This is a genomic window from Acinetobacter equi (assembly GCF_001307195.1).
Lineage (GTDB): Bacteria > Pseudomonadota > Gammaproteobacteria > Pseudomonadales > Moraxellaceae > Acinetobacter > Acinetobacter equi.
The window spans coordinates 25774-39328 of the sequence record NZ_CP012808.1 but is presented as its reverse complement, the minus strand read 5'-3'; the positions used below and the strand labels follow the sequence as shown (position 1 = coordinate 39328).

At 34.2% G+C, this 13555-nt stretch carries 9 protein-coding genes; 5 read left to right on the top strand and 4 right to left on the bottom strand.

The genetic code is table 11. From position 1 onward, the window contains the following. Positions 1-54 precede the first annotated feature (54 nt). From AOY20_RS00160 to AOY20_RS00150, 3 genes are all read right to left on the bottom strand, one after another. Positions 55-1374 (bottom strand): MFS transporter, encoded by a 1320-nt coding sequence (locus AOY20_RS00160; RefSeq protein ID WP_054579995.1) that lies wholly within the window; start codon positions 1372-1374, stop codon positions 55-57. A 253-nt stretch (positions 1375-1627) separates the two neighbouring features. Continuing rightward, complete coding sequence (locus tag AOY20_RS00155; protein ID WP_144424743.1) at positions 1628-2950, bottom strand: MFS transporter; 1323 nt, start codon at positions 2948-2950, stop codon at positions 1628-1630. Positions 2951-3317: 367 nt separating this feature from the next. After that, positions 3318-5147, bottom strand: a complete 1830-nt coding sequence (locus tag AOY20_RS00150; RefSeq protein ID WP_054579993.1) for a phosphoenolpyruvate carboxykinase (GTP) — start codon at positions 5145-5147, stop codon at positions 3318-3320. Between the two features lie 651 nt (positions 5148-5798). Here AOY20_RS00150 and AOY20_RS00145 point away from each other — a divergent pair. Continuing rightward, a complete protein-coding gene (locus AOY20_RS00145; RefSeq protein WP_054579992.1) occupies positions 5799-6089 on the top strand; it encodes a co-chaperone GroES in 291 nt (96 codons plus the stop codon). Between the two features lie 61 nt (positions 6090-6150). Then, positions 6151-7785: a chaperonin GroEL gene (groL, locus tag AOY20_RS00140; RefSeq protein WP_054579991.1), complete on the top strand. Its 1635-nt coding sequence runs from the start codon at positions 6151-6153 to the stop codon at positions 7783-7785. A 323-nt stretch (positions 7786-8108) separates the two neighbouring features. Here groL and AOY20_RS00130 read toward each other — a convergent pair whose 3' ends face one another. Next, entirely contained in the window at positions 8109-8507 is a 399-nt protein-coding gene (locus tag AOY20_RS00130) for a hypothetical protein (protein WP_054579989.1), read from the bottom strand. Between the two features lie 604 nt (positions 8508-9111). On the opposite strand from AOY20_RS00130, the gene AOY20_RS00125 reads away from it, so the two are divergent. The 3 genes from AOY20_RS00125 (at position 9112) to AOY20_RS14705 (ending at position 13437) form a co-directional block, all read left to right on the top strand. Then, the gene (locus AOY20_RS00125; protein ID WP_054579988.1) at positions 9112-10707 is read left to right on the top strand and encodes a YadA-like family protein; all 1596 of its coding nucleotides are present in this window, start codon (positions 9112-9114) and stop codon (positions 10705-10707) included. Positions 10708-11245: 538 nt separating this feature from the next. Continuing rightward, positions 11246-13084 (top strand): YadA C-terminal domain-containing protein, encoded by a 1839-nt coding sequence (locus AOY20_RS14880; RefSeq protein WP_054579987.1) that lies wholly within the window; start codon positions 11246-11248, stop codon positions 13082-13084. A gap of 185 nt (positions 13085-13269) precedes the next feature. Further along, positions 13270-13437 (top strand): hypothetical protein, encoded by a 168-nt coding sequence (locus tag AOY20_RS14705; protein ID WP_158319982.1) that lies wholly within the window; start codon positions 13270-13272, stop codon positions 13435-13437. Positions 13438-13555: the final 118 nt, after the last annotated feature.

The following is a 13555-nucleotide window of genomic DNA, read 5'->3' as shown; positions in this document are numbered from 1 at the left end:
TGATTTGTAAATTAATGAAAATAAAAAAGCCCATATAGGGCTTTTTACAAAAAATTAATTATCTGTAATTAAACTATTTTTCTTGGTATCTTTCATGAAGATATACGTAATGAGGGATAAACCAATCATGAAAGTAATGTAGTAGAAGAAATAGTTTTCATGTCCAGCATTTTTAAAGCTTAGAGCAATCAGTTCAGCAGTACCACCAAAGAGCGTATTTGCAATTGCATACGGTAAAGCAACGCCCAATGCGCGAATATGTGCAGGAAATAATTCAGCTTTAACAACAGCATTAATTGCAGTATAGCCTGTTACAATCATCATACCACTCATACAAAGCATAAATGCTATTGTTGGACTGGTTGTATTTCCAATACCGTTAAAAATAGGAATAGTGAAAATTACACCTAGAACACCAAAGGCAATCATAATAGGTTTACGGCCAATTTTATCTGATAGAGCACCTACAGCAGGTTGAATAAGCATAAAAATAAAAATGGCAGCAGTGGTGATTTCTGTGGCAGTTGTTTTTTCAAAACCAGATGTATTCACTAAATATTTTTGTAAATATGTGGTAAATGTATTAAATGCAAGCGTACCACCAGCAGTAAGCATGATTACTGTAAATGCCTGCTTAGGATATTTGGTAAATAAAGCTAATGCACTTGACTTTGGGCCACCATTTTTTGCTTGTTCTTGTGCTTCTTTTGATGATTGTGTTTCAACCAACCCACGACGAATCCAAAAAACAACGATGGCTAAAAGAGCACCCATAAAGAATGGAATACGCCATCCCCAAGCATAGAGTTGATCTTCTGTAAGGGTATGTTGTAATACGATGAGTGTACAAAGTGCGAGGAGTTGACCTGAAATTAATGTTACATATTGGAAACTAGAGAAGAAACCACGATGATTCTTTCCTGCCATTTCAGTTAAGTAAGTTGCACTTGATCCATATTCACCGCCTACACTTAGACCTTGAATTAGACGAGCAAAAAGTAAGATTGCGGGGGCAAGCATACCAACAGAATCGTAAGTTGGTGCGAAAGCAATGGTGAGAGAGCCAATACACATCAATGAAACAGAAAGTGTAAGACCAGCTTTACGTCCTTTTCGGTCTGCATAGATTCCCATAATCCAAGCACCGATTGGGCGCATTAAAAAACCAAGAGCAAAAACTGCTGCGGCTTGTAATAGTTTTACAGTGTCATCACCTTCCGGGAAGAATTGGTGTGCAAAGTAAAGCGTAAAAGCTGCGTAAACATACCAGTCAAACCATTCAACTAAGTTACCGGCTGAGCCACCAAGGATAGATTTGACACGAGTCTTTCTGTCAAACTGCTCTGGAGCAATTTGAGAATCTGAATTTGTCACAACAATTCTCCGCAAGAATGTTGGCAAAATACATACTTTTAAACTTCGCTTTTATTAAGAAAATGCAAAACTTAAAATATATATTTTGATGTAAATGGGAAATGTAAATTTATGTTTCCGTTATACTCTTGTGAGAATTTGTAAATTATACGACTTTAGTCTAATAGTTTTAAAATACTTATTATAAACAATGGGTTATGTTTGAATAAAAACCCATCAAATAAGATGGGTTTTTTATAAATGATAATTTTGATTAATTATCAGTAATTAGAGAGTTTTTCTTAGTATCTTTCATAAAGATATAAGTTATGAGAGATAAACCAATCATGAAAGTAATGTAATAGAAGAAGTAGCTTTCATGTCCTGCATTTTTAAAGCTGAGAGCAACGAGCTCAGCAGTACCACCAAAGAGTGTATTGGCAATTGCATATGGTAAAGCGACACCAAGTGCACGAATATGAGCAGGGAATAACTCTGCTTTAACAACAGCATTAATTGCAGTATAGCCTGAAACAATAATCATACCACTCATACAAAGCATAAATGCTGTCATGGCATTATTGGTCGCACCAATATGGTTGAAAATTGGAATAGTGAAGATTACACCAAGCACACCAAAAGCAATCATAATTGGCTTACGACCAATTTTATCTGATAGCGCACCGATTGCAGGCTGAATAAGCATAAAAATGAAGATTGCAGCAGTAGTAATTTCGGTAGCTGTAGTTTTTTCAAAACCAGAAGTATTTACTAGGTACTTTTGCAAATATGTTGTGAATGTATTAAATGCTAATGTACCACCAGCAGTAAGCATAATTACGGTGAAAGCTGCCTTAGGATGTTTTGTAAATAATTCAACTGCACCAGATTTTGGACCGCCTTCTTTTGCTTGTTTTTGGGCTTGCTTTGAAGACTCACTTTCAACAAGTCCGCGACGAATCCAGAAAACAACTATCGCTAGAATTGCGCCAATGAAGAATGGAATACGCCATCCCCAGTCACCTAATGCCTGTTCAGTCAATGTGCGTTGCAATACGATAAGTGTACATAGTGCAAGTAGTTGTCCTGAAATAAGGGTTACATATTGGAAGCTCGAGAAAAATCCGCGATGGTTTTTACCTGCCATTTCACTTAGGTATGTTGCGCTAGAGCCATATTCACCACCAACACTTAAACCTTGAAGTAGTCGAGCAAATAAAAGCATTGCTGGGGCAAACATGCCAATTGTTTCATAGGTCGGTGTGCATGCAATTATAAGTGAGCCAACACACATTAATGAAACTGACATTGATAAGCCAGCTTTACGACCTTTGCGATCTGCGTAAATTCCCATAACCCATGCACCAATTGGTCGCATAAGGAAACCAAGTGCAAAGACAGCAGCAGCCTGTAATAGTTTTACTGTACTATCACCTTCTGGGAAAAACTTTGGAGCAAAATAAAGAGTGAAGGCAGCGTAGACATACCAGTCATACCATTCAACTAAATTCCCTGCTGAACCACCAATAATAGACTTAACACGTGTTTTACGATCAAGAGGGGTTGACTCTGGCTGAGTCACGACATTATTTGCCATATTTTCCTCCATGGATTAGGCATATCAATTAAAAAGCACGGAAAATTATGTTTATATAATTATTAATTTGTGCTAAATAATTGACTTATATATCTCTGTTTTCTTGAAATCTTGCTATTTACTATTTGTGAATAGGCTTAAAAATTCTGCCGGATGCTAACAGATAAATTAAGTTTTAATCAATGTGTTAACTATGATTGAATTTATTTAAAAACTTGTATGGTTAAAATAAAAGCATTTTGTTGTGTTTAATTGTTATTTAAATGTTCTAAATAAACATTTATTTTTTCTTATTTGAAGATAAATTAAGTCTTGAAATTGATAATAAAAAAGACCGCATATGCGGTCTTTTTTATTCAATCAATAATTATACAGATTTAACAGCTTTAAGTAATTCAGCTTGGCGTTTTTTCAACGCTTCTGGCATGCGATCACCAAGTTTTTCAAACAATTCAGTGTGGCTTTCAAGTTCTTTGATCCATTGATCTTTATCTTGAGAAGTTACTAAATCAAATTGTTCTTTAGTGAAGTCAGAACCAGTCCAGTTTAATTGTTCGTAAGTTGGAACTAAACCGATTGGAGTTTCAACAGCAGTAGCACGACCTTCACAACGATCAATGATCCACTCAAGAACACGCATGTTTTGACCGAAACCAGGCCATACGAAGTTGCCTTCAGCATCACGACGGAACCAGTTGACATTGTAGATACCAGGAAGTTTGTTGCCTGCAGCTTCTGCTTTAGCACCAACTTTTTTACCCATTTCTAACCAGTGAGTGAAGTAGTCAGCCATGTTGTAGCCAGCAAATGGAAGCATCGCGAATGGGTCACGACGTACAACACCTTGTTGACCAACAGCAGCAGCAGTTGTTTCAGAGCCCATAGTTGCAGCTTTATAAACACCATCAACCCAGTCAAATGCTTCTGAAATTAGAGGCACTGTGTCTGCACGACGACCACCGAAGATGAACGCAGAAATTGGAACACCTGCTGGATTTTCCCAATCAGCGTCAATAGAAGGACATTGACCAGCTGCAACTGTGAAACGAGCATTCGGGTGAGCTGCTTTTTCTTCGCCAGTGTGTGGTTGACCTTTCCAGTTAGTAAGGTTTGCAGGAGCTTCTTTAGTAAGACCTTCCCACCAGATTTCGCCATTATCAGTAACAGCAACGTTTGTATAGATAACATCTTTGTGAAGAGTCGCCATACAGTTTGGGTTGGTCTTGGTATTTGTACCAGGAGCTACACCGAAGAAACCTGCTTCAGGGTTAATTGCATATAAGCGACCATCTTCACCTGGTTTAATCCAAGCAATATCATCACCTACAGTTTCAATTTTCCAACCTTCATAGCCTGCTGGTGGAATCAACATGGCAAAGTTTGTTTTACCACAAGCCGATGGGAATGCGGCTGCGATATAGTGCTTTTCACCTTTAGGGCTTGTTACGCCAAGGATGAGCATGTGTTCAGCTAACCAGCCTTGTTGACGACCCATATAAGATGCAATGCGTAAAGCTAAGCATTTTTTACCAAGCAATGCGTTACCACCGTAGCCAGAACCGTAAGACCAAATTTCACGAGTCTCAGGGTAATGAACGATGTATTTTTCAGGATTGCAAGGCCAAGCAACGTCTTTTTGACCTTCTTCTAAAGGTGCGCCAACAGTGTGTACGCATGGTACATATTCACCATCAGTACCAAGAACGTCATAAACAGCTTTGCCCATACGAGCCATTTTGCGCATGCTTACAGCAACGTAAGGAGAATCTGTTAATTCAATACCAATATGTGCAATATGAGAACCTAAAGGACCCATAGAGAAAGGAACAACATATAATGTACGACCTTTCATGCAACCATCAAATAAACCATTAAGGCGAGCACGCATTTCGGCAGGTGCTTCCCAGTTATTTGTTGCACCAGCATCTTCTTTGTTTTCTGAACAAATAAAAGTACGACCTTCAACACGAGCAACGTCAGAAGGATCAGAATTAGCAAGGTAAGAACCAGGATGTTTTTCTTGATTAAGCGCTTGCATAGTGCCGTTAGCGATCATTAAATCAATATAACGTTGATATTCTTCTTCGCTTCCGTCACACCATTCAATTTTCGCTGGTTTCGTTAATTTTGCAATTTCTTCTACCCAAGCAATAAGCTTTGGGTGACGAACGAATTCTGGTGCGTTCACTTGGGTCATGATGAGGCCTATCTCAAATGTGTACAAAAAGTACAAAGTTTAATCTGAGTAATGAGCAGCATTAGACTCAGATCAATAATGTAAAAAAAGTGGCTGTATTAAAGCATAATTTCGGGAAAAAAATAAGACTAAAGGATATATCGCTAAATAATGTTAGTTTTTTATATGGTTGTATAAATATTTATAAAAAACATGTATATATCATGTAAGATTATTTTATTTTTAGTATTTTTTAAATAAATGTGTACTATTTATTTAAGATATATTTATGTAAAATAAGAATTTATTTGCTAGGCTTGAGCATAAAAATATTATCAAATAAATGAATAGTATGTTTTAAAATTTCCATTAAGTACATAAAATATAAAAACTTTAGCTAGAGAAATAGGTTTATAAAAAAGGCTAAATCGGATTAAGTTAATATTCATGCTTATTAAAAGTACAAAAGTAACTTGAAAAGTAAAGTTAGTAGGTGAATATTTCATCTGTTTGATGAAAATAAAGATAAAAAAATGAAAAAAAAATTCAATTCACCCTTGAAGCATTTATTTCCATCCCCACAAAAGTGACATCTATAAAAATTGATAGTGACATAAGGATTAACTAGTCATTATCTTTAATCACAAAGACTTAGTCTGATGGAGTAATTTTATGAGCAATATTCGTCCATTACATGACCGTGTAGTAATCCGTCGTGTTGAAGAAGAAACAAAAACAGCTGGCGGCATTTTATTGCCAGGTTCTGCTGCAGAAAAACCTGCTCAAGGTGAAGTAATTGCAGTAGGTAATGGTCAGATTACTGACAATGGCGTACGTGCTTTAGATGTAAAAGTAGGTGATAAAGTTTTATTTGGAACTTATGCAGGAACAACTGTAAAAGTAAATGGTGAAGAGCTTTTAATCATGAAAGAGTCTGATATTTTAGCAGTATTAGAAGGCTAATTAATCACTACTCAATCTAAATCAGATTTTGTGAAAACATTAAAATTATTCGGAGTTAAATATGTCAGCTAAAGATGTAAAATTTGGTGATTCAGCTCGTTCAAAAATGATTGCAGGCGTGAATATTCTTGCAGATGCGGTTAAAGTAACTTTAGGCCCTAAAGGTCGTAATGTTGTTATTGATCGTTCTTTTGGCGCACCACATATTACTAAAGATGGTGTAACTGTAGCAAAAGAAATCACATTAAAAGATAAGTTTGAGAACATGGGTGCTCAACTTGTTCGTGAAGTTTCTTCAAAAACAAATGATATTGCTGGTGATGGTACAACAACTGCAACAGTGCTTGCTCAAGCAATCTTGAACGAAGGTATCAAATCCGTTACAGCGGGTATGAACCCAATGGACTTAAAACGTGGTATTGATATTGCGGTTAAAGCGGTAGTTGAAAATATTAAAGCAACGGCAAAGCCTGCTTCAGATTTTAAAGCAATCGAACAAGTTGGTTCTATTTCTGCAAACTCAGATACTACTGTGGGTAAACTTATTGCTCAAGCAATGGAAAAAGTAGGTAAAGAAGGCGTAATCACTGTAGAAGAAGGCTCAGGCTTTGAAGATTCTCTTGATGTTGTTGAGGGTATGCAGTTTGATCGTGGTTATATTTCACCCTATTTTGCAAATAAGCAAGATACTTTAACTGCTGAACTTGAAAACCCATTCATTCTTCTTGTTGATAAGAAAATCAGCAATATTCGTGAATTAATTACAGTATTAGAAGCTGTTGCTAAAACAGGTAAACCACTTCTTATTATTTCTGAAGATGTTGAAGGTGAGGCTTTAGCAACGCTTGTTGTAAATAACATGCGTGGCATTATTAAAGTATGTGCTGTTAAGGCTCCAGGTTTTGGTGATCGCCGTAAAGCGATGCTTCAAGATATTGCGATTTTAACTGGTGGTACTGTTATTTCTGAAGAAATTGGCATGCAGTTAGATCAAACAACACTTGATCATTTAGGTACTGCACATAAAGTGACAGTTTCTAAAGAAAATACAGTGATTGTTGATGGTGCAGGTGATGCAGCTCAAATCTCTGAACGTGTTCAACAAATTCGTGCTCAAATTGAAGAATCAACTTCTGAATACGACAAAGAAAAACTTCAAGAACGTGTTGCTAAATTAGCAGGCGGTGTTGCTGTAATCAAAATTGGTGCTGCAACAGAAGTTGAAATGAAAGAGAAGAAAGACCGTGTAGATGATGCACTTCATGCAACTCGTGCTGCAGTTGAAGAGGGGGTTGTTGCTGGTGGTGGCGTTGCACTTGTACGTGCTGCAAAAGCACTTGATGGTGTTAAAGGTGCGAATGATGATCAGGATGTAGGTATCAATATTCTACGTCGTGCTATTGAAGCTCCACTTCGTCAAATTGTGTCTAACTCTGGTGATGAGCCATCTGTAGTGATCAATGCTGTGAAAAATGGTGAAGGCAACTTTGGCTATAATGCTGCGACTTCAGAATATGGTGATATGTTGGAAATGGGTATCCTTGATCCAGCTAAAGTAACTCGTTCTGCACTTGAGCATGCAGCATCTGTTGCAGGTTTAATGCTTACAACAGAATGTATGATTACTGAAATTCCAGAAGAAAAACCAGCGATGCCAGATATGGGTGGTATGGGGGGTATGGGCGGTATGATGTAATTTAATTACTGCTTATTTTATATAAAATATCCTCGCATTTTTGCGAGGATATTTTTTTGTAAAAGGAAAAATAAAACATTGATTTATCGTGAAGTTAAAAATTATTGATAATTATTCAACTAAAAGTATATACTTAATAAATTAAAATTTGATTGATTTATAATGGGGTATAAAAAGATCAGCATGGTTAATAAAAATATTTTGGAAGAGCCTGGAGGGGCTGTTTTAATTACAAAAGCTAAATTACAGAGGCTATACCGTGTAATTCGAGAAAAGGAGCAAGAGTTAGTTCAATTAAGAGCAGAAAATTTAAAATTAAATTATTATTTGTGTCGATCTAAACTAGATAATTCATCAATTAAACTTTGAATTAACTTTTTTTGGGATAATGGCAGTCTTTTATATTTCATAAAGTAATCCAGATCTAACTGATCTGAGCTGCTCCGTGCAATTATTTGCTGAGATGGTTCTGTTTCTTCACCAAATCTGAGCCATTGTGCAGATACATTTAACCACAGAGATAATATGCTAAGTTTATCTTGATTAGGTATAGCTTTACCTAACAGCCAATTGTTTGCTGATTGTACACTAATAGGTTGGCCATCATATCTATTGTTAAATTCATTAGATAAGTAGGTTGGGCTAATGGGGTGATTACGATCTTGTAATGCACTTTTTAACCTTTGTGCAAAGAATTGTTTTTCTTCTCTGTGACTACTCATAACTTAACTCAATACTTAATTTACAAACATCTAAATTTAAAGAAATTTCAGATCTTTAAATACGCAATTTTATCATATATATATAGTAAAGATAGGATAAAAAAGACAGTTGAAGTATTGAATTGTGAATAATTGTTTTTTTTTGTGATTTTAAGATTGGTGATTTTTTAATATAACTATTTAATAAATATTATATTTTAGTTTATTTGATATGTGGATTATTTTTGTTGGTAAATTAAAGTTACAAAATAACAAATTGAGTATCATTATTTAATAAATTTATTTTTAAATAAAAGTATGAATATGAATGAAGTTTTATTTTTAGAAAAATATATAAAAATTAGTTTGTTGTATATTTTTGTGTGAGTGTTTTTTTTCTTGTGAATATTCTATTTTTTAAAGGCTGATGATAGATATTTATCTATCTAACATAAAAACGTCAAATATTAATTGATAAATTAAATCAAATATTGATTGATTTAGACTATAAATTTTGTATATGATTCTGCTATCCGTCAGGGTCAGATAAAGAATTATTTAAATCTTTACAGGTTTATGGAGTCAGTTGGGTAAGTCTGACTTAAAAATAATATTGGAGTATTTTATGAAGTTTCAAAAAACTTTATTAGCAGTATCATTGGCATTAGCAACAATTACAGCAAATGCAGAAATTAGTACATCTGCAAAATCAGATGTTTATCAATATCAAAAAGAAGTAGATGGCACTGTTGAAACTATCTATACGATTAATGGTAAACAATATGTTTTAGAAAAATCTGAAGATACAGCTGAACCAGATATTTTTGTAGAAGTTTCAAATACAGTTGACTTAAGCAAAAGTGGTTATGAGTTAGTTCGTGGTGGTCAATTGGATACAGATATCCAAGGTGATGGTAAGCCAGTAACTTCAAAAATTGATTCAGTACTTACAATTACTGAAGGTGTTGCAGTAAATAATGCAGATCCTTCATACAAGGGTTATACATTAACAACTGGTACGCAAACTGAAACATCTGCTGTTAACACAAATATTAATGGTGTTATCACAAATGCAACAGGTAATGCACAAGATATTAATGCAGGTTTTAGTACACCTGCATCATTAGTTCAAACAGTACAACAAGCAGATTTGAAAAATGGCTTAATTGCTAATGATCAAATTGGTGTGTCAAATATACTTAGCGAAAAAGTAATTACAGATGGTGTTGAGAAAGTAACAGGTATTGTTTCGGGTACAGCACTTACTAACAAAGGTTTAACTTTATTTGGTAAAATCGATCCACAAGCTGAGATTGACTACAACACTGGTAAAGTAACTGTTACTAAAACTACTGGTGGGACATCTACTGGTAATAAAGAATTAAAAGCATATAGTTCTAAAGAAGATAGTACTGCTATTGATGTACTTCAGTTTAACGGTAAATACTATTCAGTTGATGCAAATAATCAATTAACTGAATACACAGGTTCAACTGATAAACTGGTTGATCTTGGTGCTGGTGTCGCAACTGGTTTAAATGATGCTAAAACTGAAACTTCTACAACTCAAGCATTTGTAGGTTCAGCTCAAACTGTTTATGGTGAAGAAAAATCTTCGTACAGTAATGCAAATACAGTAACTGTTGGTAGCGCAGATCCAGATGCAGTTTTAGAAGCTGGTAAAGAATACAATTTTGGTAATGTTGGTGATAGAACTTCATCTTCTAAAAATGTAGTTACTGGTATTCTTGCTACTGATGAAAATGGTAGTAATACTTACGGTCTACAAGCAACAAATACTGTAAATGGTAATATTGTTGACCAGACTACTGTTGTTGCAACTGGTATTAAAACTACTGGTGATGTTGTGATTAATGGTAACAAGAGTGTAAGTGATAGTTTGAATCGCTTAGAATCTGGTTTTGCTGGTTTAAGTAATAATGTTTCTGAATTAAACCGCCGTGTTGATGATGTTGAAAAAACTTCTTATCGTGGTATCGCAGTAGCATTAGCAACACAACAACAAATTCCTAATATTGGTGCAGGTCAATTTGCTGTATTTGGTGGCGCTGGTCATTATAAAGGTGAAAGTGCTGGTGCTGTAGGTGTTGCAAGTGTATTTGCAGATGGTCGTACTTCTGTAAGTGCTGCTGTAGGTTTCTCTGGCGGTAATGAAGTTGGTGGTCGTCTAGGTGTTGCTTACGTATTTGGCGGTAAATAATATTTACAGTTAATGTGTAAAAATCCTCACTTTTGTGAGGATTTTTTTTGGGAAATAAAATTAATAAAATAATGTGATCTATTTTATATAATAATTTAAATAAGATAATTAGTTTGATTTTTTTGTGGTGGTGATTTATATGAAATATTTTCTAAATAATGATGTGTTCTAATTTTATTTAATATGCTTAAAGAGCAAGTGATTGTTGATATAGATTGTAAATAAAATCTAATGATATTTGGATTTTGAAGTATTAAAAATAAAAATATGATTAACTTAAATTACATTTTATTTTTATTTAAGTTATTGATAATTAATTAAATACTTTTCATGTTAAAAAAATATAATGTTAAGTTTAATTAAAAAATAAATCAAATTTAGATTGATTTAATGAGTGCTGTTTGATTATTATTTGCCAAACCACCAAAAAGGTCGACTTTGAAGAGAATCTAAATAATAAATAAAGAGTCCTTTTAAAATCGCTGATTTACATTTTAGTTGAGTAAGTCAGTATTTATATAAAAAATTGGAGTGATTTATGAAGGTTCAGCAGACAGTGTTGGCAATAAGTTTAGGGCTTATTACTTTTTCTTTACAAGCAGCAGTTGTGGTTCAAACTGCAAATCCAGTACAAGTAACCGAAGGTCTACATAATAAAAATATTATTTATAATCCTGTGGTTGGTGCTAATAATGTTGCAAATTTAGTACAAGCTCCTGTGTATGGTGAGCTAGCTACAGCAAATTCAACAACCACTGTTCAGTATTATGCAAATAACTATTTACCAACATTAGCAAATATTAATACAACTGATGGTACTCGCTGGATTGGTATTGATTTGGGCTCACAGCAATTAGTTGCAACAGGTCAGCAAGGTAATAATATTAAATATGATGTTTTTAGATATACGGGTCCAAATGGGACTGATGTATATCGTTTTCAAAATCCGATCACAGGTGAATATACGGGTTACTTTGTAAAAGATGGAAATAATTTAGTTCCATATACTGGCAGTGTTGATGCTAGTACTTTACAAAAAGGTGGTCAGATTGATGGTAGAACAGGTGCAACTGCAGTCACAGGCTATGAAAACAAAGTAGTTAATGGTGAGCATGTACTTTATGGATATCAAGGAACAAGCTTAACTTCTAATGGTGGAGTTGATGGTTATATTACAAATCCAGATGGATCATTAACACGAGTATCTGGTGATTTTGTTAATGGTGCAAATACAGTTACTGATGTGCGTTATGTACAATCTGGTATTTTAGCAAATACAGGTACTTACCTTGCAGGTCAAGCATTAGATCCATCTAAAAATATTTATGGTGTTAGTGCTCGAGACAATGATAATGTCGTAATGATGACTGGTAATGGTGTTGCATTAGCAGATTTATCGAACAAAGGTGTTTTACAAACTGACGGTAGTGTTGTGGATCGTAAGTTAGTCAGTAGTACACTCGGTGGTGTTCAAAAAACACGTGAGTATACGATCAATGGTAAAACTATCATTGAAATTTATAATGATGATGCTGGTCGTGAATTAGCATCTAAGTATTATGAAGTTGCTACGAATGGTTCATTGACTGCTTATTCTGGTACAACTCCAACAGCAGGTACGCATATTCGTACAGGTACAGGAGAATATACTGAAGGTGTTTATGATATTGCAAAAGTCCATAATACTGTAACTAATAAAAATGTTACTTATAAAGAGTCAGTACAAACTGTAAATCAACAAGTTGTTCAGGCTGCGATTACTAATCCAGATGGTTCTACGACAATTCTTAATCAGCAGTTTAATCAAAATCCTATTAAAACGACTGAACAATACGTATCAACTGGTATAATTGGTACAAATGAAGATAAGTCAAACAAATATGGTTTGGAAGTTGTAAAAACTGATGGTGATAAAAAAGAGTCAACAGAAGTTACTGCTTCAGGAATTACAACAACAGGTGTTATTAATGCCGCGGACTACCAAATTGGTGGTGTAAGTATTGTTGAAAATATTAATAAAGAAGTAGGAAATGCTACGAAGCAATTGGATAATAAAATTGCAGAAGTTGATCAACGTTTAACACAGTTTAATACAACAGCTACACAATTAAATAATCGTATGGATGAAGTTGAGAAGACTTCATATCGTGGTGTTGCAATTGCTTTAGCTGCGCAGCAACAAATTCCAAATATTGGAGCTGGGCAATTTGCAGTTTTTGGTGGTGCTGGTCATTATAAAGGTGAAAGTGCTGGTGCTGTCGGTATTGCGAATGTGTTTGCCGATGGGCGTACATCTTTTAGTGCTGCTGTAGGTTTTGCAGGTGGTAATGAAGTTGGCGGTCGTTTAGGTGTTTCTTATGTATTTGGTGGTAAGTAATACTGAAGTATAAAGCATAAAAAAATCCCCACATTTTGTGGGGATTTCTATATTATAAATGAGATAACAAAAGAATAAGTAAATATTAAATAAGGTGTAAGAATATATAATAATACTTGATATATCACTAATATATGATGTTTGGTTTTTAATAAATTTTGAATAAAAATAAGAGGTTATTTTTTATGGTTGACTATTTGGAGAAAAAAAATGCTCAAATTTCTGTTAATCAAGAAGAATTAAAAAAGCTTTATAGAATGATTATTGAAATGAATGAAAAACTCAAAAATATTCAAAATGAAAATGAAGAGATTTATCGACTGCTTTTACAAAAAAGATATAAAAGACAGTAAGTTAAATAAATGTGATCTATTTTCAAACACATGGGTTTAATTTTAATTGCAGACTATTTTATCTTAATTCATAAAATTGTAATAATTAAAAGTAATGATATGTCATAGAAAATAGATT